This is a genomic window from Kitasatospora sp. MMS16-BH015, from assembly GCF_002943525.1.
Taxonomy (GTDB): Bacteria; Actinomycetota; Actinomycetes; order Streptomycetales; family Streptomycetaceae; genus Kitasatospora.
The window spans coordinates 4,299,051-4,323,289 of sequence record NZ_CP025394.1 but is presented as its reverse complement, the minus strand read 5'-3'; the positions used below and the strand labels follow the sequence as shown (position 1 = coordinate 4,323,289).

Here is a 24,239-nt window from a genome sequence, read left to right as displayed (position 1 = left end):
GTATGCCTAGGTCTGTCCTAGGCATACGGCGTCAGCAGAGAACGCCGGGGCACAGGCTGTGGACAAGTCTCCCGGCGCCTGTGGATTACTCCGGCAGCTCGTCCAACGCGCGGAGCAGCGCGGCCAGGTCCTGGGCGTTACCGAAGACGCGGTTGCTACGGATCTGCCACTCCAGCACCCCACCAACCGGCGACTCCTGCGCCTCGGCCGGCGGCCTGGTCGCCCGGCGGATCAGGTCCACCAGCTTGAGCCGCGCGCAGCGCGGGAAGGCCCGCCCGCCCCGGATGCCGACCCGCTCCACGCTCGGGCACTCGAAGTACCCGCCGAAGGGCGGCCCGCTGTCCTCCTCCCGGCTGGGCATCCGGAACTCCATCTCGCCGTGTCGGCAGTGGACCGTGCCGTCCGAGTGGACGAGGAAGCTCGGTCCGCCGTCGAGGTCCTCGATCTCGGAGATGATCTCCACCGGCTGGCCGATCGCCTCGGCGAGGGTCTCGGCCATCCGCTGCCGCTGGAACGGCACGTCGGTGTCGCCCCGCCGGATCGAGGGCAGGAGCTCGTCGGTGACCCAGCGGCGGAACGGCTTGGCAGCGGCCTTGTCCGACCGCACGAGCAAGGTGTACAGGCCCGCCTCGCTGATCACGACGAGGGTCGGGTTGCCCCGCTTGTTCGCTTTCCGGCCTTCACCTTGCTGGAGGGTCACGTCGCGCAGGTCCACGGTGCAGGTCTGCCACGGGTCGAGGGCCCGCACCGTGTCGCTGGGGTTCTGCCGTCCGATGACCGCGCAGACGTCGGCAGCCGCGAACCACGGCTCGCCGTCGATCAGCACCACCCGGATCGGCTGCCCCGTGACGGGGAAGCTGGTCCGGACGAGGGTCATCTGTTCTTCCTGATCGCTCATGTCATCCTCCGATTACGCCGGGTGATTTACCCGTTGCATGGCGTAACGAGGCCGAATGAGTGACGTACCGGTACCCGCCGGGCGGACGGTTGTGCGCCCGGCGGTGTGCACCGATCGTTATCAACCTTCACAGATTGTCATGGGGTGACCGCGAAGTTGGCGAGGATGCGGGCGGCCAGTTCCTGGTCGCCCTCGGCCTTGACCGGGCCCGGGCGGCCTCGGCCGCAGGCGAGGCGGAGGTAGGTCTCCCAGTCGAGGGAGAGCTGGACGTCGGGGGCGAGGGTGACGGTGGCGTCGAGGGTGGCGCGGCCGGTGGGGTCGACGCGGACGGTGCGGAGGAATTCGAGGGGGCCGGTGACGTCGAGGGTGACGGTGGAGCCGGCCGGGGCGCCGGCCCGCTTGGCGATCACGGCGGGGAGGGCGGACAGCAGGTGGTCGCGGGTGATCCGGGCGGCGGGGGAGTCGAGGTTGCCGGGGGTGGCGAGGGCGCGGCGGAGGTCCTGCTCGTGGACCCAGACGTCGAAGGTGCGGAGCTTGAGCAGGGTGGCGTAGGGCAGCTCGCGGGAGAGCGGGCCGGCCGACCAGCGGACGAGTTCGCCGGCGGTCTGGCGGGCCTCGCGCAGGGCGCGGGAGCGGCGGATGACCACGTACTCCAGCTCGCTGGTCATCTCCAGGGCGGTGTGGCAGCGCCGCTTGTCCACCGGCAGCTCCATGTAGCGGGCCAGCTCGCTGGTGACGTGCCGCAGGTCGCGCGGGAGCGAGTGGATCGGCCGCGGGTCGCCGAGGAGTTCGGACTCCAGGGCGATGATGTGCGAGACGACGTCCCGGACGGACCAGCCGGGGCACTCGGTGGCCCGGTTCCAGGAGTCCTCCGGGAGGGTGGAGAGCAGCTCGATTATGGATTCGACGGAGTGTGTCCAGGCGTCGATGTAGCCCTGCACGGTCTGGCTGTCCGTCTGGTGGTCCGTCTGGTCGGTCACGGCGATCTCCGGCTCTCCGTCAGCTTCCTTGCCCCACGGCGCCCGGAGCCGCCGGGGGTGGCGGCGGGCGACCGGGTGTCCCGGCTGCCGGACGGACGCACTAACCGCACGTTACGCTGCCGGGTGACAGCAGGGCAGCGCTTTCGGATGATGATCGTAGGACTCGTCTCACGGACGGTGGTAGTGTGCGCGCTTCATTGATCCAACTCGCGGTCTCCGACGAGGAGCCCCCGGCCGAACGGCGGGCCCGCGCGGCCGCGTTGGTACGGGCCCAGGAGGGCGCCGACCTGGTGGTGCTGCCCGAGCTGTGGCCGCTGGGCGGCTTCGCGTACGACGCCTGGTCGACCGGGGCCGAGACGCTGGACGGGCCGACGGCCGAGGCGATGTCGGCGGCGGCCAAGGCGGCCGGGGTCTGGCTGCACGCCGGGTCGATCGTCGAACGCGACCCCGACGGGCCGATCTACAACACCTCGCTGCTCTTCGCCCCCGACGGCGAGCTCGCGCACACCTACCGCAAGATCCACCGCTTCGGCTTCGACAGCGGTGAGGCCGTGGTGATGGGCGCCGGGCAGGAGATCGTCACCGCCACCACCGAGCTCGGCACCCTGGGCCTGGCCACCTGCTACGACCTGCGCTTCCCGGAGCTGTTCCGGGCGCTGCTGGACGCCGGGGCCGAGCTGCTGGTCGTCCCCGCCGCCTGGCCGGAGCGCCGCCGCGAGCACTGGTCGCTGCTGGCCCGGGCCCGCGCGGTGGAGGAGCAGGCGTACGTGCTGGCCTGCAACACCGCCGGCACGCACGGCGGGGTCGAGCAGGGCGGGTACAGCGTGGTCGTCGACCCCTGGGGCAAGGTGCTGGCCGAGGCCGGCCTCGGCGAGGAGGTGCTCTCGGTCGAGTTCGACGCGGCCGAGGTCTCCAAGGCCCGGGTGGACTTCCCGGTGCACCGGGACAGACTGCTCGGCATCCCCGCGCCGGTCCAGCGCTGACTGCCCGCAGGGGCAGCGGCGGGGCGGTAGCGGGGGCCGTGTCCGGATTGGGTCCGGATTGGGCGGGGTTAAGGCATTGCGCATCGGGTGACCATCTTTGAGAAGATGAGCCGTCGTCGCGTTCTCTGCCCCGGGCAGCGGACGCCCCACCGGCTCGAGCCCGAACAGGAGGCCGTCGCCCGATGCCCGCCACCGTCGACGGCCACAGCCGCGCGCCGATCCAGCGCAACAGCCTCCGCGAGCAGATCGCCGGAGCGCTGCGCGAGGAGATGATGGCCGGGCGGCTCGCCGCCGGTCGCAACTTCACCGTCAAGGAGATCGCCGAGCTCTACGGAGTCTCGGCGACCCCGGCCCGCGAGGCGCTGGTCGACCTCGCGGCCCAGGGCCTGCTCTGGGCCGAGCACCACCGCGGCTTCACCGTGCCCGAGTTCACCTGGCGCGACTTCGTGGAGATCTTCGAGAGCCGCACCCTGCTCACCGACGGCTCCTTCCGCCGCCTCACCAACCTGGCCGCCGGCTACGACTGGGGCCGGCTGCCCTCGCTGCGCCGCCGCGCCGAGGCCGCGGCCTCCGCCGCCCGGGCCGGGCAGCTGGACGTGATGGTCGGCTGCGACCGCCGCTTCTGGCAGGAGGCCGGGGCCCTGCTCGACAACCGGCGCACCGCCGACTACCTGGACTGGCTGCGGGTGCAGTCCTGGATGTACGCCGCGCCCTTCCTGCGGGCCGCCGAGGACCTGAACGGGGTCTGCTGGGCCCGGCACAGCGAGCTGGTCGACCGGATCGAGGCCCGGGACGTGGCCGGCGCCCACCAGGTGGTGAACGACTACAACCTCTTCACCATCAGCCTGATGGCCCGGCTGACCGGCAACTCGCTGGACACCGTGGGCGTGCTCCCGCTGCTCACCTCGGCCGTCGAGCCGATGGAGCCGCTGCAGCCGATGGAACCGCTGCGGCCGCTGGAGTCGTCGGCCGCTGCAGGCTCGTCGGCGCCCTGCCGGGAGGCGGTGCCGCAGGTGACGGTGGTCGAGGGGCCGGAGGTCGGTCTGGGCCTGGTGCCCCTGCCGCGCTCGCTCCCGCCGGGCCGGTTCGGCCGCCCGCTGCTGCCCGGTGGAGGAGGAGCCACGGGCCGGTAGGGTGGGCGGTCGTTGCCCGCCGACCGGAGAGGACGAGCCGGCCCATGGCCTGCGACCTCTGGCTCGTCCCGCTTGTGGACGTGCTGACGCACAACCCCGACAACCCCTTCCGCGACGACCTCCTGCGGTACAACTCCGCACTCGCCGCCCACGGGCTGCCCGAGGTGCCGGTCTACGAGTACGTGCCGGGATTCAGCGGCACGGTCGAGCCGATAGCCGCCTTCGACTACGACTCGCTGCACTTCCTGCGGCGCGCCTACCTGCTGGGCCTGACCGGCTTCCAGCTGAGCCCGGTGGACGCGCTCGGCGGCGACTACGAGCAGCTGCTGGAGATGTTCGAATCCACGGCGGAGCAGTCGCACCTGGTCTGGCACTTCGACCACGCCGGGGCGTACGTGCCGATCGACTTCCAGCTGCCGCTGGTGGTGGACACCCTGCTGGAGGCCGGCGGCCCGCTCGGCTCCTCCCAGGGCCTGCTCCGCGAGCTGCTCGCCGTGGCCCCCCTGCTCGGCATAGACCACCTCAACCCGCCCCTGCCGACCCGCCCGCTCGGCCCCACCGGCCTCGAGCAGCCCTTCGGCCCCCCGCTCGACGACATCCACCCCTACGCCCGCGAGCGCCATGCCTGGGCGGGGCTGTTCGCGGCGGCGACGCGGAGCGTCACCCAAGGTGCCATGATCGTCTTCGCGTAACCGCAGATGCCCACTTGCACTGTCCGTTGACGGTGCAAGTGGGCATCTCTGCGATCTGCGGCGAGCTCACTGGCTGGCCGCGCCGTTCCCCGCGCCCCTGATCGTGCAACCGCACCCCGGAGGGAAAATCACCGCCCCTCCGGGGGCCGCTGCCGCGGCATGGTGGGCCGGGTGCCCGGCGGCGGGAGGATGCGCACCTGTGCGCCGGCGCCGAGTTCGGTGCGGCCGCCCCAGGGGCCGGGGGACTGGGTGGGGAGCTGGGTCATCGAGGCGCGGAACTCGAGCATCCACTCCGCGGTCTCGGTGCGGACCATGTCGGAGACGTCCTCGCAGAACCGCCGCAGCACGCCGAGGCAGCGCTCGGCGGCTTCGCCGGCCGTGCCCTCGGTGGGGCCGAGCACCTCGCGCACGCACTCGGAGGCCCAGTCGAACTGGAACGCCTCCAGGCGGCGCTGGAGCGCCTGGGAGGTGGAGATGTCCCGCATCCAGCCGGAGGTCAGGCCGAAGGCGCGGTCGGCGCCCACGCAGGCGGCGGCCAGGGCGAGCGAGACGTAGCCCCAGTCGGCGGCGCGGTCGGCCAGGCCGGTCAGGGCGACCACCGGGGCGGTGACGCCGGCGGCGGCGAACAGGCCGGCGCCGAGGCGGAGCAACCGGGCCCAGCGGCGCTTCCAGATCCGGTCGCGGCGGTACCAGTCGATGGCCTCGACGGCGCGCTCCTCGGACCAGCGGTAGAGCTCCTCCAACCGCTCGGCGGGCTCGCCCCAGTCCCCCAGGGGGAACTGGCGGGCACTCAGATCGGTGCGGCGGCGGGTCGGGGCCCGCCCGGGCGCGGCGGGCTGGTCCTCCTCGCCGATCTCCTTGCCCCAGGGGGTCTCCTCGGGCTGCATTTCCGGCTGGCTCACCTGTGGGGCTCCCTGTGGCGGGGACTGCTGAGGCCCTGGCCGGGTGCCGGACCTGACTGCTCGTGGAACTCGGGTGTCGAACCTGACTGCGTACCACGCTGACTGCTGCGTACCACGAGGCGCGGTACCGCTGTCCAACAGCACTTCTTACCGCCAAATGGCTGACCATGTGGCCGCTTCGGCGGTGATCGTTACCGGAATTCACCCCCTTTCCCCGAGGTGGGAGAGTTGCGGGGGACGGTGGGATTTCACCCGTCCGAGCGAGCCCACTCTCTCCCGCCGCTCTGACACCCGGGGCCGGGGGGTTCCGGAGTTGGAGGTTCCTCCAGATATCGGCAGCTCAGTGAGGCCCTGGTTGGAGGTTCGACCGGAGCCGGTCCACGGCCCGGACGGGCCACCGACTACCCTTCCAAGCGTGAAGGTCCTCGTCATCGGCGGCGGCGCCCGCGAACACGCCCTGTGCCGCTCTCTGTCCCAAGATCCCGACGTCACTGAGCTGCACTGCGCTCCGGGCAACGCCGGGATCGCCCAGCTCGCCACCGTGCACCCGGTCGACCAGCTGGACGGCGCGGCCGTCACGGCGCTCGCCCAGCGGCTCGGGGCCGGTCTGGTCGTGGTCGGCCCGGAGGCCCCGCTGGTCGCGGGCGTCTCCGACGCCGTCCGGGCGGCCGGCATCCCGGTCTTCGGCCCCTCCGGGGCGGCGGCCCAGCTGGAGGGCTCCAAGGCCTTCGCCAAGGACGTGATGGCGGGCGCCGGGGTGCCCACCGCCCGGTCCTACGTCTGCACCACCGAGGCGGAAATCGTCGAGGCGCTGGACGCCTTCGGCGCCCCGTACGTGGTCAAGGACGACGGCCTGGCGGCCGGCAAGGGCGTCGTGGTCACCTCGGACCGCGCCGAGGCGCTGGCCCACGCGCTCTCCTGCGACCGCGTGGTGATCGAGGAGTACCTGGACGGCCCGGAGGTCTCGCTCTTCGCGATCACCGACGGCACCACCGTGCTGCCGCTGGTGCCCGCGCAGGACTTCAAGCGCGCGCTGGACGGCGACGAGGGCCCGAACACCGGTGGCATGGGCGCCTACTCGCCGCTGCCCTGGGCCCCCGAGGGCCTGGTGCAGGAGGTGCTGGCCACCGTCCTGCAGCCCACCGTGGACGAGCTGCGACGCCGGGGCACCCCGTTCTCCGGCCTGCTCTACGCCGGGCTCGCGCTCACCTCGCGCGGCACCCGGGTGATCGAGTTCAACGCCCGCTTCGGCGACCCGGAGACCCAGGTCGTGCTGGCCCGCCTGCGCACCCCGCTGGCGGGCGTGCTGCTGGCCTCGGCCGAGGGCACCCTCGACGCCCTGGAGCCGCTGCGCTGGGACGAGGGCGCCGCGGTCACCGTGGTGATCGCCTCCGAGGGGTACCCGGCCTCGCCGCGCACCGGTGACCCGATCGAGGGCCTGGCCGAGGCGGAGGCCGACGGCACCGCGTTCGTGCTGCACGCCGGCACCAAGGCCGGCGAGAACGGCGAGGTGCTCAGCGCGGGCGGCCGCGTGCTGTCGGTGACGGCGGTGGGCGCCGACCTCGCCGAGGCCCGGGAGAAGGCCTACCGCGGCGTGGCCGCGATCTCGCTGAAGGGCTCGCACCACCGCACCGACATCGCGGCCAAGGCCGCGGGCTAGGCACTGCCGCACCACCTGGGGCGCGGGGAACTGCGCGACCGACCATGCACCTTTGTGCAGGTACGCTCGCGTCGTTGCCCGCGCCCCTGTCGTTTCCGCCCCTAATAGGGCAACTCGCTCTGCGCGGATATCCGCGCCAGCCGACACACCGATCGGTGGGGTGATTCCAGTCGTTCGGGTGACTGAGTCGGTATCCGGCTGACGTGGTGCCGGGTTCGGCCTTATGGTGCGCTGAATCGCTGTGGCGGGGGTGGCCGGGGGATCTTGGCGGGGTGCGCCGGTGGGGGTGCGGTGCGCCACTTGTCACCAGGACGGGTGGAAAGTGTGGCGTTCCGGAACGCCTACCCGCACACGGGCGTCAAAACTGTCAGAAGTGCCACGCAGGACGCACAGTCGGGGTCGGCCACCGCCGTTTCCCGGTCGAGTACTGATCATTCCGATTCGGCTCCAAAGGGGGTGCCGCGCCGTATGGCCGCTGTCGACGCAGCCCGCGCACGTGCCCAGGCCGTGCTCCGGGTCCGAGGGCGGGCGCTGGCCGTCGCCGTGCTGCCCGCCGCCTTCGCCGTGGTGCTGTGCGCCGGGCGGGTCACCGGAAGGATCGGGGCCGCCGGGGCGGAGGACGCCGCGTTCTGGGGGGTCGTCCGCTGGGTGGTCTGCATAGCCGCGGTGGTCGCGCTGCTGGGCGCGGCCGTGGTGGTGCGGGCGCTGGCCCGGGCCGTGCCGCCGCGGACGCCCGCCGTGCTGGTGGCGCCGGGCGAGGCGCCCGAGCTCTACGGGATGATCACCGAGCTGGCGGCCGGTCTGGAGGTGCCCGCCCCGGCGGGCATCGCGATCGTGCCGGACTGCGACAGCTGGCTGGAGGAGGAGCACCCGCGCCGCGGCCCGCTCACCCGCCGCCCGGCGGAGCCCGCGGCTCCGGTGCTGGTGGTCGGCTCGCCGTTCCTGTGGTGGATGCGGGCGGGCGAGCTCCGCGCGCTGCTCGCCCCGGTGGTGGCCGGCACGGCCGCCTCGGCCGATCCGGAGATCGCCGCCGCCCGCCGTTTCGTCCGCAGCCTGGACGCGGCGCTCGGCGAGGCCGGTCGCCGGGGCTTCACCGCCCGGGTGCTGCGGCTGCTGCTCGGCGCCTGCCGGGAGCACTCCGCCGAGCTGGAGCGGGCGGTGGCCGCCCGGGCCTCCGAGCGGGCCAAGGCGGTGGACTACGGGCTGCGGGTGGCCGCCCAGGAGCAGGTCGGCCTGGCCTACGCGGGCTGGGACAGGCTGCTGACCAGGGTGGCGCTGCCGGCCTGGCGGCTCGGCCGCCACCCCGCGCACCTGGACGCCGGCGTGGTCGCCGCCCTCACCGAGCTCTCCCGGCGGGACAGGCTGGCCGACGGCTACGAGACCCGGCTGGGCGACCGGCCCGCCTGCGATCTGCTGGAGCAGCCGGGCGGGGTGGACGCGGCCGTCTCGCTGCTGGCCGCAGAGCTCTTCGTCGGCCGGGCCGAGCCCGGCTGGGAGCCGCTGGACTGGGCCGACTACCCCGAGCAGGTGGCCCACCGGGGCTGGCGTCTCCAGGTGGCCACCCTGCGGGCCGCCCTGGCGGGCGGGGCCCAGGGTGCCGCGGAGGCCCGAGCGGAGAGCGGGTCGGAGGTCGGGCCGGAGAGCGGCGCGGGCGCCCCGGGGCCGACGCTGCGCCGGGTGCTCGACCGGCTGGGCGAGGGGGCGGGGGAGTCGCTGGCCGCCGCGCTGGCCCTCCAGGTGGCGCGCGCCGCCGCGGCCGCGCCCCCGGCGGCGGGCGTGCCTCCGTTGGATCAGCCCCGGGGCGGGGCCGATCTGCTGGTGGAGCACGTCACCTCCACGGTCTGCTGCGCGGTGATCGACGCCGGGGTGGGCACCCCCGGTCTGGACTGGCTGGACGGGCCGGTGCTGCTGATCGGCGGCGTCCGGCGGCCGGATCTGGCCCTGGCGGTCGCCGAGGCGGTCGAGCAGGGCAAGGACGCTCCGCTCCGCGGCTGGCTGGAGGCGGAGGGCATCCGGCTGGAGCGCCCGGTCCGGAGCTGAGCCGGGCGGGCGTCGCGGGGGGTTTGACGGAGCACGGACGGCCCGTCAGCTGCCCTGATTTCAACAAGAGTTGTTGCTACCTTGGGGTGACGCAGCGCCAGCCTGGTGTGGTGTGCTTGGCCGCACGCACATCCGCTTGGCACATGCCGCTCGCGGGCGTGAACTGTGGGAGGGGCGCGTGGGGACGGAACTCAACCGCCGCTGGGAGTCGGGCACGCTGGCGCACGGCGTGTCGGATCCCTTCGGCCAGGGCCCGCTGCCCTGGCTGCGCGGGCCCGACCAGTACCTGGCCGAGGTCGAGGGGGCGGTGCCCTGGTACGTGAGCGTGGACGCCCCGGGCCAGCAGCCGCTGGCCACCGGCCGCCCCAAGCCACCGGTCGGCACCCCGGCCAACGCCGACGACGTGCAGCAGCAGATCAAGGGCTTCGCCTCGGCCGGGGTGGTCCGCCCCGGCGGCTCGGTGGACTTCCGGGTCACCGTGCACCCGCCGCGCGAGTTCACCGTGGACGTCTACCGGATCGGCCACTACGGCGGCGACGGCGCCCACCACATGACCTGCAGCCCGGTGGTCGCCGGGGTGGCCCAGCCGGCCCCGCTGGTGGTCGGGCGGACGGTCTCCTGCCACCACTGGTGGCAGTCCTGGCGGCTCCAGGTGCCGCCGCACTGGCACCCCGGCGCCTACGTCGCGGTGCTCACCACCGCCGACAACCTGCACCGCAGTCACATCCCGTTCACCGTACGGGACTTCGCCGAGCCCACCCATCCCGCCGAGCTGCTGCTGGTGCTGCCGGACGTGACCTGGCAGGCGTACAACCTCTTCCCCGAGGACGGCCGGCAGGGCGCCAGCCTCTACCACGCCTGGGACGACCGGGGCGGGCTGCTGCGCGAGCCGGAGGCCGCCGTGACGGTCTCCTTCGACCGCCCGCACGCCGGGGCCGGGCTGCCGCTGCACGTGGGCCACGCCTACGACTTCATCCGCTGGGCCGAGCGGTACGGCTACGACCTCTCCTACGCCACCGCCTCCGACCTGCACGCCGGGCTGGTCGAGCCCGCCCGGCACAGGGCGCTGGTCTTCCCCGGGCACGACGAGTACTGGTCCGAGCCGATGCGGCGGGCCGTCGAGCGGGCCAGAGACGGCGGCACCTCGCTGGTCTTCCTCTCGGCCAACACCATGTACTGGCGGGTGGAGCTGAGCGCGGGGGCGGCGGGGGAGCCGAACCGGCTGCTCAACTGCCGCAAGCGGCAGCGGGTGCCGGCCGGGCACGCGGCGGCCGGGGTGCCCGGCAGTCAGAGCGCGCTCTGGCGCGACGCGGGCGAGCCCGAGCAACTGCTGCTCGGGCTGCAGTACGGCGGCAGCGTGAGCACGCCGGTGCCGCTGGTCGCGCGGAACACCGGGCACTGGCTCTGGGCCGGCACCGGCCTGCGGGACGGCGACGAGCTGCCCGGCCTGGTGGCCGGCGAGGCCGACCACTACCACCCCAGGACTGCGCTGCCCCCGCACCGCGAGCGGATCCTGCTGGCCCACTCCCCCTACCGCGACCCGGCCGGCCGCCCCCGCCACCAGGAGACCTCGCTCTACCGGGCCCCCAGCGGCGCCTACGTCTTCGCCGCCGGCACCTTCGCCTGGTCGCCCGCCCTGGACCGCCCCGGCCACACCGACGAAAGGATCCAGCGGGCCACCGCCAACCTCCTCGACCAGCTCTGCAAGGACGGCTGATCGGCCTGGTCGGAGGGGTCGTGAAAGACTCGGGGCCAGTGACCTCCCATCGCGCGGTTCCCCACACGCGTACCACCCCTGAGGACTGAGACGACCTTGAGCGGATTTGTCACCAAGCCCGAGCCGGTCCAGGTGCCTGGCCTGACCCACCTGCACACCGGCAAGGTGCGCGACCTCTACCGCGCCGAGTCGGGGGAGCTGGTGATGGTCGCCAGCGACCGCACCTCGGCCTTCGACTGGGTGCTGCCCAACGAGATCCCGGACAAGGGGCGCGTGCTCACCCAGCTCTCGCTGTGGTGGTTCGAGCGGATCGCGGACATCGTGCCGAACCACGTGATCTCCACCGAGGTGCCGGCCGGGGCCCCCGCCGACTGGGCCGGGCGGACGATGATCTGCAAGAGCCTGGAGATGGTGCCGGTCGAGTGCGTGGCCCGCGGCTACCTGACCGGCTCCGGCCTCAAGGAGTACGTGAAGGACCGCACGGTCTGCGGGATCGCGCTGCCCGAGGGCCTGGAGGACGGCTCCGAGCTGCCCAGCCCGATCTACACCCCGGCGCTCAAGGCCGAGGTCGGCGAGCACGACGAGAACGTCTCCTACGAGGAGACCGCCCGCCGGATCGGCGCCGACCTGGCCGCCACCCTGCGGCAGACCACCCTCGCGGTGTACTCCCGGGCCCGGGACGTGGCCAGGGACCGCGGCCTGATCCTGGCCGACACCAAGTTCGAGTTCGGCCTGCTGGACGGCGAGCTGGTGATCGGCGACGAGGTGCTGACCCCGGATTCCTCCCGCTACTGGCCGGCCGACGAGTGGCAGCCGGGCCGGGCCCAGCCCTCCTTCGACAAGCAGATCATCCGCAACTGGCTGGCCTCCCCGGCCTCCGGCTGGGACCCGGCCGGCGAGCTGCCGCCGCCGGTGCTGCCCGCCGAGGTGACCGAGCGGGTCCGCGCCCGCTACGTCGAGGCGTACGAACTGCTCACCGGGCTCAGCTGGAGCTGAGTGCGGACGGAAGGGGGCGTACCGGATCCGGTACGCCCCCTTCGGGCACTGATCAACCGGGAACGGCTGCGAACGGCTGGGGACGACCGGAGCCGGAAACGCCGAAAGCCCCCTCGGCGAGGGGGCTTTCGGGACTGGAGCGGACGACGAGATTCGAACTCGCGACCCTCACCTTGGCAAGGTGATGCTCTACCAACTGAGCCACGTCCGCACGATTTTGAGTTGTACTGCACACCCCGAAGGGCTGGAGCGGACGACGAGATTCGAACTCGCGACCCTCACCTTGGCAAGGTGATGCTCTACCAACTGAGCCACGTCCGCACGGTGCTGGTGGGCACCGGCCGCCTCGTTCGGATCTCTCCGGTTGCGGCGACGAGGAATACTCTACCCCATGTTTCGGGGTGGTCGCCCCACCCTTGGCCGCGGTGACCTGGGCGGGGCGACGGGTGGGTCAGTTCGCGTCGGCGAAGGCTTCGTAGACGTGCTTGGGGATGCGACCGCGGGCCGGCAGCTCCATGCCGTGCGACTGGGCCCAGGCGCGGACGGCCGCCGGGTCCGGGGTGAGGGCGGTGCGGCGGAAGGACTTGCCGCTGCGGCTCTGGCGCCGGCCGGCCGCGACGAACGGGGCGAGGGCCTCCCGCAGCTTTTCCGCGTTGTCCAGGGACAGGTCGATCTCGTACGACTTCCCGTCGACGCCGAAGTGGACGGTTTCGGCGGCGGTGCCGCCGTCCAGGTCGTCGGAGAGCGTGACAACTACACGCTGAGCCATGGGTGTCAATCCTCTCGGGCAATTCGGCCGTCGGGTGCAGGGTGCGCCACACCGGCCCTGTGCAGCGGCCGCGAAAGCGCACCGGAGCAGCGGGCGAGCCCATGCCGATACGCGGCGCACTCCGCTGCCGGTGGCCCTTATTCTGCACCAAAAGCGGGTTGAAATCGAAGGGCCCGTGCATTCTTTTTCCGGATATTCACGGAGGATCGCCGTTGGCCGGCGCCGGCCGGGATTTGCGCTTCGGATACTGATGGTCGACATGTCCGGTGTGCCGGTATTCGGACGTTCTCGGGGCGGCTCGGAGAAGGTCTGGACCAGGAATGGGCCGGGTGATAACCGGCCGGGAAGGGGAGCGCGAGGGGCTCGGAGCCCTTGCTGCGTAAGGGTCGGCGGTCTACGCGCGTCGCCTGTGGCCGCTCGCAAAAGCGCCCGAAAGCCCCGGTACTCTGAAGGTCCCCCCGCCTTCACGCACCACACATCGGGAGTGCCCGTGGCACGCGTCGTAGTCGACGTCATGCTCAAGCCGGAGATCCTCGACCCCCAGGGACAGGCGGTGCAGCGTGCGCTGCCGCGTCTCGGGTTCACCGGGGTCGCCGACGTCCGCCAGGGAAAGCGTTTCGAGCTGGAGCTGGAGGGGCCGGTGGACGACGCCGCCCTCGCCCGCATCCGTGAGGCTGCCGAGACCTTCCTCGCCAACACCGTGATCGAGGACTTCACCGTCCGAGTCGAGGAGGAGGGCAAGTGACCGCGCGCGTAGGCGTCGTCACTTTCCCCGGCTCGCTCGACGACCAGGACGCCCGCCGCGCCGTCCGCCTCGCGGGCGCCGAGCCGGTCGCGCTCTGGCACCGTGACAAGGATCTCCACCAGGTCGACGCCGTCGTGCTGCCGGGTGGTTTCTCCTACGGCGACTATCTGCGCTGCGGTGCGATCTCCCGCTTCTCGCCGGTGATGGAGACCATCATCGAGCAGGCCAAGCTGGGAATGCCCGTCCTCGGTATCTGCAACGGCTTCCAAGTGCTGTGCGAATCGCACCTGCTGCCCGGGGCGCTCACCCGCAACGACTCGCTGCACTTCATCTGCCGCGACCAGAAGCTGCGGATCGAGAACGCGGCCACCGCCTGGACGGCCGATTACTCAGCCGGCCAGGAAATCGTCGTCCCGCTGAAGAACGGCGAGGGCCGCTTCGTGGCCGACGAGCACGTGCTGGACGAGCTGGAGGCCGAGGGCCGCATCGTCGCCCGGTACCTCGACGTGAACCCCAACGGTTCGTACCGCGACATCGCCGGCATCACCAACGCCGCCGGCAACGTCGTCGGTCTGATGCCGCACCCCGAGCACGCCGTGGAGGAGCTCACCGGCCCGAACACCGAGGGCCTGGGTTTCTTCACCTCCGTACTGAAGCAGCTGGTGAACGCCTGATGTCTCTCGACACCGTCAAGAACGCCGAGCAGACCCCGGACTCCGCGCAGCCCTGGGCCGAGCTCGGTCTGAAGGAAGACGAGTACGCCCGCATCCGCGAGATCCTCGGCCGCCGCCCCACCGGCGCCGAGCTCGCGATGTACTCGGTCATGTGGTCGGAGCACTGCTCGTACAAAAGCTCCAAGGTGCACCTCAAGCAGTTCGGCGAGAAGGCCCCGCAGTCCGACGCGATGCTCGTCGGCATCGGCGAGAACGCCGGTGTGGTCGACGTCGGCCAGGGCTACGCGGTGACCTTCAAGGTCGAGTCGCACAACCACCCCTCGTACATCGAGCCCTACCAGGGTGCGGCCACCGGCATCGGCGGCATCGTGCGCGACATCCTGGCGATGGGCGCCCGCCCGGTCGCCGTGATGGACCCGCTGCGCTTCGGTGCGGCCGACCACCCGGACACCCGGCGCGTGCTGCCCGGGATCGTCGCGGGCATCGGCGGCTACGGCAACTGCCTGGGCCTGCCGAACATCGGCGGCGAGGTCGTCTTCGACTCCTGCTACCAGGGCAACCCGCTGGTCAACGCGCTCTGCGTGGGCGTCATGAAGCACGAGGACATCCACCTCGCGCAGGCGTCCGGCGCCGGCAACAAGGTCATCCTCTACGGTGCCCGCACCGGCGGCGACGGCATCGGCGGCGTCTCGGTGCTGGCCTCGGAGACCTTCGACTCCACCGGCCCGGCCAAGCGCCCGGCGGTGCAGGTCGGCGACCCGTTCCAGGAGAAGCTCCTCATCGAGTGCACCCTGGAGATCTTCGCCGAGAAGCTGGTCAAGGGCATCCAGGACCTCGGCGGCGCCGGCCTCTCCTGCGCCACCTCCGAGCTGGCCTCGGCCGGCTCCGGCGGCATGCGCGTCGAGCTGGACACCGTTCCGCTGCGCGACTCCTCGCTCTCTCCCGAGGAGATCCTGATGAGCGAGTCGCAGGAGCGCATGTGCGCGATCGTCGAGCCCGACAAGGTCGCCCGCTTCCTGGAGATCTGCGAGAAGTGGGACGTCATCGCCACCGTGATCGGTGAGGTGACCGACGGCGACCGCCTGGAGATCTTCTGGCACGGCGAGCAGGTCGTGGACGTGCCGCCGCGCACCGTCGCCCACGACGGCCCGGTCTACAACCGCCCGTTCGCGCGCCCCGCCTGGCAGGACGCGCTGCAGGCCGACGCCCCGACCGCCGAGCGGCTGGCCCGCCCGGCGAACGGCGCCGAGCTGAAGGAGACCCTGCTCAAGCTGGTCTCCTCGCCGAACCAGGCCTCCAAGGCGTGGATCACCTCGCAGTACGACCGGTACGTGCTCGGCAACACCGTGCTCTCGTACCCCGAGGACTCGGGCATGATCCGGATCGACGACGAGACCAACCTCGGCGTCTCGGTGGCCACCGACGGCAACGGCCGCTACGCCAAGCTGGACCCGTACACCGGTGCCCAGCTGGCCCTGGCGGAGGCGTACCGCAACGTCGCCGCCGGTGGCGCCCGCCCGCTGGCGATCTCGGACTGCCTCAACTTCGGCTCCCCCGAGGACCCGGACGTGATGTGGCAGTTCGCCGAGGCCACCCGCGGTCTGGCCGACGCCTGCCTGGCGCTCGGCACCCCGGTGACCGGCGGCAACGTCTCGCTCTACAACCAGACCGGCGAGGTCGCCATCCACCCGACCCCCGTGGTCGCGGTGCTCGGCGTCATCGACGACGTCACCCGCCGCACGCCGATGGCGTTCGCGGAGGAGGGCCAGCTGATCTACCTGCTCGGCGACACCGCCGACGAGCTGGGCGGCTCGGCCTGGTCGCAGGTCGCGCACGACCACCTGGGCGGCCTGCCGCCCAAGGTCGACCTGGACCGCGAGAAGCTGCTCGGCGAGATCCTGATCGCCGCCTCGCGCGACGGCATGATCGACGCCGCGCACGACCTCTCCGACGGCGGCCTGGCCCAGGCCCTGGTGGAGAGCTGCCTCAAGGGCGGCAACGGTGCCCGCATCGTCGTCCCCGAGGGCCTGGACCCGTTCGTCTACCTGTTCTCCGAGTCGGCCGGGCGCGCCATCGTGGCGATCCCGCGCAGCGAGGAGCTCCGGTTCAACGACATGTGCGGCGCGCGCGGCCTGCCGGTCACCCGCATCGGCGTGGTCGACGGTGACGTGCTCGACGTGCAGGGCCAGTTCCAGGTCTCGCTCGCGGAGCTGACCGAGGCTCACACCGGCGTCATCGAGGCGCTGCTCGCGTAGCGGCGTCTTCTCGAAGGGCGGTCCGTGCACCCGCACGGGCCGCCCTTCGCGTTAGCCTGCCGTCCATGCCTGCCAACAAGCCCCGTACGTACGACCCCGCCAAGGTGCGAGCCGCGCTCGTGGAGCAGACCGAGGCGGTGCGGGCCGCCGTGCACCGGCTCGATGCGGCGGATCTCGACCGGCCGACCCGGCTGGGGGAGTGGCGGGTGCGGGAGCTGGTCGCACACCTGGCGTTCTGTCTGGAGTGGCTGCCGAGGCACCTGGCGGACGAGGTGCCCGCGGGGGCCGCGCTGCCGCTGACCGACTGGGTCGGGGTGACCCGGACGGCTGCCCCCGCCATCGGGGCGGTCGCGCAGGAGCTGGCCGCCGGTGCCTTCGGGGGCGCTCCGGCCGAGCTGGCGGCGGAGTTCGACGCGGCGGCGGACGCGCTGCTGGCGGTGCTCGACACGGATCCGTCGCGACGGCTGGTGATCCGGTTCGGGCCGATGCTGGTGGGCGACTTCCTGGTGACCAGGCTGGTGGAGCTGGTGGTGCACGCCGACGACCTGGCTGCTGCGCTCGGGCTGCCCGAGTTCCCGCACGCTCGGCAGGCGCTGGCGGCCGTCTCCCGGCTGCTGGCGGACGCCTTCGCCGCGCAGGTGCCGGGCGGGGCGGTGGAGCTGCGGGTGCCGCCGTTCGCGGTGGTGCAGGCCGTGCCGGGCCCCCGGCACACCCGGGGCACCCCGCCGAACGTGGTGGAGACGGACGCGCTGACCTGGATCCGGCTGGCCACCGGCCGGCTGGCCTGGGCCGAGGCGGTGGGGGCGGAGCTCTCGGCGAGCGGGGAGCGCAGCGACCTCAGCGGTCACCTGCCGGTCATGGCTTGACCGGCGGCCCGCTCAGGTAGTGGCCGTCGGCCGAGTAGGGCCAGGCGTTCGGCAGGCAGCCGTTCAGGCCGTAGATCTGCTGCATCATCGCGGGGGCCGGTTGGCCCGGGCCGGGGCAGCCCTCGTGGCCGTGGCCGATCCGGTGGCCGACCTCGTGGTTGACGATCAGGGCCCGGTAGTCGTCCAGGCTGCCGGTGAACTGCGGTGAGCCGGTCTGCCAGCGCTTGGCGTTGACCATCACCTGGCGCTCCACGTCGCAGTTGACCTCGCCCTTGGTGTCCAGCCCGGCCGCCCCGCAGATCCGGTCGACCAGCTGGGGCGAGGCTATCCGGACGGTGAAGTCGAAGGGCTCGGCCGAGACCAGCTGGAAGGAGTCCTGGCCGTCCGCCGTCCAGCTCCGCCTGTCGGCCAGGATGCGCTGCACCTGGTCGGCGGCGGCCTGCGCGTCCACCTCGACCCCGCGCTCGACCTCGACCCGGTAGCGGCGCAGCGTGCCGCCGGTGCCGGCGGCCGGGCCGTCCGCCTTGGCGACGGTGAAGCTGTCCTGGAGGGTGGCCACCCGGGTCAGGGCCAGCCGGGCACTGGCCCGCTGGGAGGCCTCGTGGCGCTCGTTCAGATCGACCAGGGCGAGCGCGAGGCCGGCGAGCAGGGCCAGGGCGAGGGCCGCGCCGAGGGCGCGGCGGCGCAGACGTACGGGCACAGTTGTCCTCCGTCAGATCGGGTACGACGGGATGTCAGGCCGTGCCGGCCCGCTCGGCCACCGTGCGGTGACTCCCCTCCTCTGTCTAGATACCCAGTATGCATGGCGCGGTTCCAGTCGAGTGGCAGACTGCCCGTATGACCAATTACAAGAACCTGCTCGGCGGCCCGGAACCGACCCGGCTGACCGAGGAGGAGCAGCCGTACCGGATGCTCGGGGAGGAGTCGGCCTCGCCCACCCAGGTCGCCGCCGCCTTCCCCTCCTTCTCGCTGGCCTGGGCGATGCTGGCCGACGACGCGTTCGACGCCGGTCGGGTGGTCGAGTCGTACGCCTACGCGCGCACCGGCTACCACCGCGGCCTGGACGCGCTGCGGCGCGCCGGGTGGAAGGGGCACGGCCCGGTGCCCTGGGAGCACCGGGCCAACCGCGGCTTCCTGCGCTGCCTGGCCGCCCTGGCCCGGGCCGCCGACTCGATCGGTGAGACCGAGGAGGCGAAGCGCTGCTGGGAGTTCCTGAACGACAGCAGCCCCGAGGCGTACGCCGAGCTCAAGCAGTAACCCGCTCCAGGACGCGCGTGAGCCCCCCGGCCGCCCGGCCGGGGGGCTCACGCGTGCCTGGCCTACTTCAGGCGGTTGCCGGCCGAGCGGAGGCTCTTGGCGGCCTCGACCACGCGGGCGGCCATGCCGGCCTCGGCCAGCTTGCCCCAGGTGCGCGGGTCGTAGGTGTTCTTCTTGCCGACCTCGCCGTCGACCTTCAGCACGCCGTCGTAGTTGCGGAACATGTGGTCCACGACCGGGCGGGTGAAGGCGTACTGGGTGTCGGTGTCGAGGTTCATCTTCACGACGCCGTTCTCCAGCGCGGTGGCGATCTCCTCGGGGGTGGAGCCCGAGCCGCCGTGGAAGACGAAGTCGAACGGGTCCTGCTTGCCGTAGGCCTTGCCGATCTCGGCCTGGAGCTCGCGGAGCAGCTCCGGCTTCAGCACGACGTTGCCCGGCTTGTAGACGCCGTGCACGTTGCCGAAGGAGGCGGCCAGCAGGTAGCGGCCCTTCTCGCCCAGGCCGAGGGCCTCGGCGGTGCGGACGGCGTCGTTGACCGTGGTGTAGAGCTCGTCGTTGATCTCGTGCGAGACGCCGTCCTCCTCGCCACCGGTCGGGGTGATCTCGACCTCAAGGATGATCTTCGCGGTGGCGGCCTGGACCAGCAGCTCCTGGGCGATGGAGAGGTTGTCGGCCAGGGTCTCGGCCGAGCCGTCCCACATGTGCGACTGGAAGAGCGGGTTCTCGCCCCGGGCCACGCGCTCGGCGGAGACCGCGAGCAGCGGGCGGACGTAGCCGTCCAGCTTGTCCTTGGGGCAGTGGTCGGTGTGCAGGGCGATGTTGACCGGGTACTTGGCGGCCACGATGTGGGCGAATTCGGCGAGCGCGACCGCGCCGGTCACCATGTCCTTGCTGTACTGGCCACCCAGGAACTCGGCACCACCCGTGGAGATCTGGACGATCCCGTCGCTCTCCGCCTCGGCGAAGCCGCGGAGGGCGGCGTGCAGGGTCTGCGTCGAGGTGACGTTGATGGCCGGGTAGGCGAACTTGCCCGCCTTGGCCCGGTCGAGCATCTCGTTGTAGACCTCGGGAGTTGCGATGGGCATGCGAATCCGCTCCTGTCGGTGTGGCGGCGCAGGACGGCCTGTCCGGCGCTCGTTACGCCTTCGGCACGCGGTGGAGCAGATTGAGGGTGTTCTGCGACCACGGTCCGGACGCCGCAGCCATCTTCCCAGACGAACCCCCTCCTTTCACCAGGTGGCCCGCCACTTGGGACGGTCGGCGCACGAAGCACGGGCCCAAGGCCACGGGTGGTCCGGGACCTTGGGCCGGTGCGCTCACCACAGGTCCGCCGCTACGCGTTCAGCCCGTGCCAGGACGGGAGCGCTATCCTGCGCCCGTGGACCACATCCAACTCGCTGTCAACGTCCTGGACGCCAAGTCGCTGATCTCCTCGCTCGGGGCGATCGGCCTGCTGGCGATCATCTTCGCCGAGACCGGCTTGCTGATCGGGTTCTTCTTCCCCGGCGACTCGCTGCTGATCCTGGCCGGGGTGGCCTCCTCCAGCGCCGCCTCCTCGGTGCTCGGCGAGGGGGCCCGGCTGCCGATCGCGGTGCTGCTGCTCGGCGCGCCGGTCTGTGCCGTGGCCGGGGCCCAGCTGGGCCACCTGATCGGGGCCAAGGTGGGGCCGAGGCTCTTCGACAAACCCGAGTCGAAGATCTTCAAGCGGGAGTACGTGGTCAAGGCCGAGGAGTACTTCGAGAAGTTCGGCCCGGCCAAGGCGGTGGTGCTGGCCCGGTTCATCCCGATCGTGCGCACCTTCCTCAACCCGGTGGCCGGGACGCTCGAGATGCCCGCCAGGACCTTCCTGGTCTGGAACGTCGTGGGCGGCGTGCTCTGGACCGAGTCGATGCTCCTGATCGGCTACTTCACCGGGGCCTGGATGGCGCCGGTGATCGACAAGTACCTGCTCCCGGCGATGGCGCTGATCATCCTGGTCTCGATCTCGCCGATCCTGGTGGAGATCCTGCGCGAGCGGAAGAAGAAGCGCGCCGGTGGCGCGGAGGCCGGCGCCGAGGTGGCCGGCGGCGGTCGTCACCGCAAGGGCTGAACGCTCCAGGACGGCCGAACGGCCGGGGTCTCACGTTGTTTCACGTGAAACCCCGGCCGTTCGTCGTGTGCGGGGAGCCTCAGGGGCCTCAGAGGCCCAGGTCGGCCAGGCTGTAGGCGGCGAGGTAGGGCAGGCCGGCCTCGGCGATGGCCGGGGCCGCGCCGCGCTCGACGATCACCGCGACGCCGACCACCTCGGCGCCCGCCTCGCGGAGCGCCTCGACGGCGGTCAGCGGCGAACCACCGGTGGTGGAGACGTCCTCGACCACCAGCACCCGGCGGCCCTTGACCTCGGGGCCCTCGATCCGGCGCTGCATGCCGTGCGCCTTGCCGGTCTTGCGGACCACGAAGGCGTCCAGCTCGCGGCCGCGGGCGGCGGCGGCGTGCAGCATCGAGGTGGCCACCGGGTCGGCGCCCAGGGTCAGCCCGCCGACGGCGTCGTAGTCGAGCTCGGCGGTGGCGTCCAGCATGACCTTGCCGACCAGCGGAGCGGCCTGCGCGTCCAGCGTGATGCGCCGCAGGTCGATGTAGTAGTCGGCCTCGAGGCCGGAGGAGAGGGTGACCTTGCCGTGTACGACGGCCTTGTCCTTGATCTGCGCCAGCAGGGCGTCGCGGTCGTTGCTCATGAGCAGCCAGTCTAAGGGCTGGAGGGCCGGGCGATCAGCGGCGGCGCAGGGCGCGGACCAGGACGGCGGCGGCTGGTCAGCGGCGGCGCAGGGCGCGGACCAGCACCACGGCGCCGCCCAGCAGGGCCACGCCGCCGCCGATCACCCAGGGCATGGCCGGGACGCCGCCGAGCGGGCCCTGGTGGGCCGGGACGGTCTCCGGGCCGACCCAGCGGGTGGCGGCCCGGGCCCGGGCGCTGCGGGCGGGCGGGGCGGGGGCGTAGCGGCCGCGCGGCGGGGCGTGGTCGACCTCCTCGGCCGAGCGGCCGACGATGCTGCGGCGCACCGGACCCTCGCCGCCCGCCTCGGCGGCGGCCGGGACGGCCTGGAAGACGTACGGCAGCTCCTCGGCCGGCTCCGGCAGGGCGGGCGGCTCCACGGCGGCCGCCGCGGCCTCGGACTCCCCGGGGTCGCCGGGCTCGCCCGGGCCGTCGGAGAAGGCGATCAGGTCGCTCAGGTCGTCGTCCAGGTCGCCGCCGAAGCCCGCGTGGTCCTCCAGGTAGAGCACGGTGGCCGAGGGCGGCTCGACCTCGCCGGTCTCCACCGCGAGGGCGCTCACGAAGCGGTCGAGCAGCCGGCGCCCGGCGGTGGCCAGCGCGGTCTCCTCGTACTCGGCCAGCCGCCCGGTGGCGGAGAGGTCGCCGGTGAATCTGAGCACCGCGCCCTCGGGGTCGGCCGCCTCGGCGGCGATCCGCAGCGTGGCGGTGACCTCGCCCTCGCCCCGGGCCTCCTGGCCCTCGGCGAGCACGGTCAGCACGCCCTCGCGGCCCTCGATCAGGGAGAGGGTGCCGCGGTAGGTGATGGTCGAGCTGCCGAGCCGCAGCCGCAGCCGGCCGGTCAGCTCCTGGCCGTCGACCGCGTCGGTGGACAGCCCGGGCACGCACCGGGCCAGCAGCTCCGGCTCCCGGAGGGCCTTCAGGACGACTTCGGCCGACAGCGGTACGACAACCTCGTGCTCCATGTCAGCGAGCCTACCCATCCACCTCGCCGGAGCGGACCCTTGCCGTCAGGTTCACCGTTCCGGTTGGCACGCTTGGCGCAGGCCGACCGCCGGAGCACGCCCCGACGGGTGGGGCGGCCGGGGCGGGTGGGGTTCAGTCGAGCAGGGTGCGCGGAGCCGGCGGCGAGTCCGGCCGGAGAGCGGCCAGTCGGTCGGCGGAGTGCCGGAGCGAGTCGGTGGTGAGGGAGCGCGGGGGCGGTGCTCCGGGGTCGAGGGCGAGCTCGGGCTGGTCGCGGGCGGCGAGCACGAAGGTCTGCCCGGTGGCCGGCCCGCGCGGGCAGTGGTTCGGGCCCTCCGCCGCCGCGTACGGGACGGTCCGCAGCCCGGCCGCGCGCAGCCCGGCCTCGCCGGCCCACAGCCCGGGGCCGAGCGGGCCGGAGCGGACGGCCAGCCGGCCGTCGGGGGCGAGCCGGCGGGCGGCCAGGCCGTAGAACTCGGCGGTGGTGTATGTCAGGTCGTGCCCGGAGGCCGAGCTCGGCAGGTCGGCGAGGATCACGTCGAAGGGGCCGTCCTGGTCCGCCGCAGCGGGGATGGCCGCGGCGGAGGGGGAGTCGGTCGCGGCGGGGGTGTCGGGCGCGTCGGTCGCGTCGGCGGGGGCGTCGGGCGCGGTGGGCGAGGCGGCCGGCCGGGACGGGTGGCCGCGGAGCCAGGCGAGCGGGTCGGCGGTGACCAGGCGGGCCCGGGGGTCGGCGAAGGAGTGGCCGCCGAGCTCGGCCAGGGCCGGGTCGGTGCGGGCCAGCTCCGGCAGGGCCCGGTCGGGCTCGACCACCAGCACTTCGGCCACCGCCGGATCGGTCAGCACCTCGCGCAGGGCCAGCCCGTCGCCGCCGCCGAGCAGCAGCACCCGCCGCCGGGGCCCGTCGCCGAGGGCGGGCCGCACCAGCGCCTCGTGCTCGCGGTACTCGTCCGGCCCGCAGAGCACCGGGCGGCCGTCCACGAAGAGCTCCAGCGGCGCCTCCCGCTGGGCCGGCACCCGGGGGGCCGGGCCGCCGGCCAGCACCAGCTCGTGCCCGCCGCTGCGGACGGCGGCCCGCACCTGGGCGCCGTAGAGCGCCTGGCGGGCGGCCCGTTCGATCGCGCCGGTGCAGGCCGCCGCCACCGCGAGGGTGATCAGCACCAGGCCGCAGCCCGTCCAGAGCAGCAGCCGGGCCCGCGGCGAGGGCTCCTCGCGGAACAGCCAGAGCACCACCGCCGCCCCGGCCAGTGCGTTGACCGCGCCGGTGGCCAGTGCGCCGGTGGCCTGCCCGAGGGCGGGCAGCAGCACGAACGGGAAGGCCAGGCCGCCGATCAGCGCGCCCACGTAGTCGGCGGCGAACAGGTCGGCGACGGCCCGGCCGGCGTCCTCGCGGCGGATCCGCTGGATCAGGGTCATCAGCAGCGGGATCTCGGCGCCGATCAGGGTGCCGATCACGAAGGTGGTGGCGACCAGCCCGGCGGTGGTGGCGCCGTGTCGGTCCAGCCAGGCCCAACTGCTGTACAGCGCCAGCACGGAGAGCCCGCCGATCAGGGCCAGCACGCACTCCACCAGCGCGAAGAAGGTGGCCGGGCGGCGGGTCAGCCGCTTGGCGAGCAGCGATCCCACCCCCATCGCGAAGACCATCACGGAGAGCACGACGGAGGTTTGGGTCATCGAGTCGCCGAGCAAGTATCCACCGAGGGCCACGAGTTCGAGCTCGTACACCAGACCGCAGGCCGCACAGACGAAGGCGGCGAGCAGCACCAGGGCGCGGGCCGCGCGCGGGTGCGCGCGGCCGTGCCGTCGGAGCCGGGTGGCGCCTTCCGGTACGGCCGGTCCCGGTCGGCCGGGCCGGGGCCCCGACGCGTGGGGGGCCGGGTGCGGGCTGGGCCCGGTGTCCGGCCGGGTGGGTGGGCCCTCCCCCAGGTGGTTGATCATGGCCAAACGCTAGGCGACGGCCGCC

The 24,239-nt window shown here is 73.1% G+C and carries 22 protein-coding genes and 2 tRNA genes; 13 read left to right on the top strand and 11 right to left on the bottom strand.

Going from position 1 to position 24,239, the window contains the following annotated elements; genetic code table 11:
- Nucleotides 1–85: 85 nt before the first annotated feature.
- Nucleotides 86–898, bottom strand: coding sequence for a Bro-N domain-containing protein (locus tag CFP65_RS18730; protein ID WP_104817189.1), 813 nt, complete (start codon nucleotides 896–898; stop codon nucleotides 86–88).
- 137 nt (nucleotides 899–1,035) lie between these two features.
- A complete protein-coding gene (locus CFP65_RS18725) occupies nucleotides 1,036–1,878 on the bottom strand; it encodes a maleylpyruvate isomerase family mycothiol-dependent enzyme (RefSeq protein ID WP_104817188.1) in 843 nt (280 codons plus the stop codon).
- Nucleotides 1,879–2,063: 185 nt separating this feature from the next.
- On the opposite strand from CFP65_RS18725, the gene CFP65_RS18720 reads away from it, so the two are divergent.
- From CFP65_RS18720 to CFP65_RS18710, 3 genes are all read left to right on the top strand, one after another.
- A complete protein-coding gene (locus CFP65_RS18720) occupies nucleotides 2,064–2,861 on the top strand; it encodes a carbon-nitrogen family hydrolase (protein ID WP_104817187.1) in 798 nt (265 codons plus the stop codon).
- A 182-nt stretch (nucleotides 2,862–3,043) separates the two neighbouring features.
- Nucleotides 3,044–3,994 (top strand): GntR family transcriptional regulator, encoded by a 951-nt coding sequence (locus CFP65_RS18715; protein WP_104817186.1) that lies wholly within the window; start codon nucleotides 3,044–3,046, stop codon nucleotides 3,992–3,994.
- A gap of 44 nt (nucleotides 3,995–4,038) precedes the next feature.
- Nucleotides 4,039–4,686 (top strand): hypothetical protein, encoded by a 648-nt coding sequence (locus CFP65_RS18710; RefSeq protein ID WP_104817185.1) that lies wholly within the window; start codon nucleotides 4,039–4,041, stop codon nucleotides 4,684–4,686.
- A 128-nt stretch (nucleotides 4,687–4,814) separates the two neighbouring features.
- Here the strand turns inward: CFP65_RS18710 and CFP65_RS18705 are convergent, their stop codons facing one another.
- On the bottom strand, nucleotides 4,815–5,588 hold the full coding sequence (locus CFP65_RS18705) for an SLATT domain-containing protein (RefSeq protein ID WP_254552452.1): 774 nt from the start codon (nucleotides 5,586–5,588) through the stop codon (nucleotides 4,815–4,817).
- 415 nt (nucleotides 5,589–6,003) lie between these two features.
- Here CFP65_RS18705 and purD point away from each other — a divergent pair, with 415 nt between their 5' ends.
- The 4 genes from purD to CFP65_RS18685 all read left to right on the top strand — a co-directional run bounded on the left by purD (nucleotide 6,004) and on the right by CFP65_RS18685 (nucleotide 12,001).
- Nucleotides 6,004–7,248: a phosphoribosylamine--glycine ligase gene (purD, locus tag CFP65_RS18700; RefSeq protein WP_104817183.1), complete on the top strand. Its 1,245-nt coding sequence runs from the start codon at nucleotides 6,004–6,006 to the stop codon at nucleotides 7,246–7,248.
- 468 nt (nucleotides 7,249–7,716) lie between these two features.
- Complete coding sequence (locus tag CFP65_RS18695) at nucleotides 7,717–9,288, top strand: hypothetical protein (RefSeq protein WP_104817182.1); 1,572 nt, start codon at nucleotides 7,717–7,719, stop codon at nucleotides 9,286–9,288.
- Nucleotides 9,289–9,466: 178 nt separating this feature from the next.
- A complete protein-coding gene (locus CFP65_RS18690) occupies nucleotides 9,467–11,005 on the top strand; it encodes a N,N-dimethylformamidase beta subunit family domain-containing protein (protein ID WP_104817181.1) in 1,539 nt (512 codons plus the stop codon).
- Nucleotides 11,006–11,101: 96 nt separating this feature from the next.
- A complete protein-coding gene (locus CFP65_RS18685) occupies nucleotides 11,102–12,001 on the top strand; it encodes a phosphoribosylaminoimidazolesuccinocarboxamide synthase (protein WP_104817180.1) in 900 nt (299 codons plus the stop codon).
- A gap of 135 nt (nucleotides 12,002–12,136) precedes the next feature.
- On the opposite strand, the gene CFP65_RS18680 is transcribed toward CFP65_RS18685, so the two are convergent.
- The 3 genes from CFP65_RS18680 to CFP65_RS18670 all read right to left on the bottom strand — a co-directional run bounded on the left by CFP65_RS18680 (nucleotide 12,137) and on the right by CFP65_RS18670 (nucleotide 12,770).
- Nucleotides 12,137–12,212: transfer RNA gene (locus tag CFP65_RS18680), tRNA-Gly, on the bottom strand.
- Nucleotides 12,213–12,246: 34 nt separating this feature from the next.
- Nucleotides 12,247–12,322 (bottom strand) — tRNA-Gly (locus CFP65_RS18675).
- A gap of 130 nt (nucleotides 12,323–12,452) precedes the next feature.
- Nucleotides 12,453–12,770 carry an Lsr2 family protein gene (locus tag CFP65_RS18670; RefSeq protein WP_104817179.1) on the bottom strand — a complete coding sequence of 106 codons (318 nt, stop codon included), beginning with the start codon at nucleotides 12,768–12,770 and terminating at the stop codon, nucleotides 12,453–12,455.
- 490 nt (nucleotides 12,771–13,260) lie between these two features.
- Between CFP65_RS18670 and purS the strand changes: the two genes are divergently transcribed.
- From purS to CFP65_RS18650, 4 genes are all read left to right on the top strand, one after another.
- On the top strand, nucleotides 13,261–13,515 hold the full coding sequence (gene purS, locus CFP65_RS18665) for a phosphoribosylformylglycinamidine synthase subunit PurS (RefSeq protein WP_104817178.1): 255 nt from the start codon (nucleotides 13,261–13,263) through the stop codon (nucleotides 13,513–13,515).
- Nucleotides 13,512–14,189, top strand: coding sequence for a phosphoribosylformylglycinamidine synthase subunit PurQ (gene purQ / locus CFP65_RS18660; RefSeq protein ID WP_104817177.1), 678 nt, complete (start codon nucleotides 13,512–13,514; stop codon nucleotides 14,187–14,189). Before purS ends, purQ begins: the two co-directional genes overlap by 4 nt.
- Nucleotides 14,189–16,444, top strand: a complete 2,256-nt coding sequence (gene purL, locus CFP65_RS18655; RefSeq protein ID WP_104817176.1) for a phosphoribosylformylglycinamidine synthase subunit PurL — start codon at nucleotides 14,189–14,191, stop codon at nucleotides 16,442–16,444. Before purQ ends, purL begins: the two co-directional genes overlap by 1 nt.
- Before the next feature lie 65 nt (nucleotides 16,445–16,509).
- Nucleotides 16,510–17,310: a maleylpyruvate isomerase family mycothiol-dependent enzyme gene (locus CFP65_RS18650; protein WP_104817175.1), complete on the top strand. Its 801-nt coding sequence runs from the start codon at nucleotides 16,510–16,512 to the stop codon at nucleotides 17,308–17,310.
- Here the strand turns inward: CFP65_RS18650 and CFP65_RS18645 are convergent.
- On the bottom strand, nucleotides 17,300–18,010 hold the full coding sequence (locus CFP65_RS18645; RefSeq protein WP_254552451.1) for a DUF3152 domain-containing protein: 711 nt from the start codon (nucleotides 18,008–18,010) through the stop codon (nucleotides 17,300–17,302). The genes CFP65_RS18650 and CFP65_RS18645 overlap by 11 nt on opposite strands.
- 137 nt (nucleotides 18,011–18,147) lie before the next feature.
- Here CFP65_RS18645 and CFP65_RS18640 point away from each other — a divergent pair, with 137 nt between their 5' ends.
- Nucleotides 18,148–18,567, top strand: a complete 420-nt coding sequence (locus tag CFP65_RS18640) for a DUF3151 domain-containing protein (RefSeq protein WP_104817174.1) — start codon at nucleotides 18,148–18,150, stop codon at nucleotides 18,565–18,567.
- A gap of 62 nt (nucleotides 18,568–18,629) precedes the next feature.
- On the opposite strand, the gene fbaA is transcribed toward CFP65_RS18640, so the two are convergent.
- Nucleotides 18,630–19,652, bottom strand: coding sequence for a class II fructose-bisphosphate aldolase (gene fbaA, locus CFP65_RS18635; protein WP_104817173.1), 1,023 nt, complete (start codon nucleotides 19,650–19,652; stop codon nucleotides 18,630–18,632).
- Between the two features lie 293 nt (nucleotides 19,653–19,945).
- On the opposite strand from fbaA, the gene CFP65_RS18630 reads away from it, so the two are divergent.
- On the top strand, nucleotides 19,946–20,656 hold the full coding sequence (locus CFP65_RS18630; RefSeq protein ID WP_104817172.1) for a DedA family protein: 711 nt from the start codon (nucleotides 19,946–19,948) through the stop codon (nucleotides 20,654–20,656).
- Nucleotides 20,657–20,744: 88 nt separating this feature from the next.
- Here the strand turns inward: CFP65_RS18630 and pyrE are convergent, their stop codons facing one another.
- The 3 genes from pyrE to CFP65_RS18615 all read right to left on the bottom strand — a co-directional run bounded on the left by pyrE (nucleotide 20,745) and on the right by CFP65_RS18615 (nucleotide 24,214).
- The gene (gene pyrE, locus CFP65_RS18625; protein WP_168219612.1) at nucleotides 20,745–21,281 is read right to left on the bottom strand and encodes an orotate phosphoribosyltransferase; all 537 of its coding nucleotides are present in this window, start codon (nucleotides 21,279–21,281) and stop codon (nucleotides 20,745–20,747) included.
- A gap of 76 nt (nucleotides 21,282–21,357) precedes the next feature.
- Complete coding sequence (locus CFP65_RS18620; RefSeq protein ID WP_104817170.1) at nucleotides 21,358–22,281, bottom strand: SRPBCC domain-containing protein; 924 nt, start codon at nucleotides 22,279–22,281, stop codon at nucleotides 21,358–21,360.
- 133 nt (nucleotides 22,282–22,414) lie between these two features.
- Complete coding sequence (locus CFP65_RS18615; RefSeq protein WP_104817169.1) at nucleotides 22,415–24,214, bottom strand: spermidine synthase; 1,800 nt, start codon at nucleotides 24,212–24,214, stop codon at nucleotides 22,415–22,417.
- Nucleotides 24,215–24,239 lie beyond the last annotated feature (25 nt).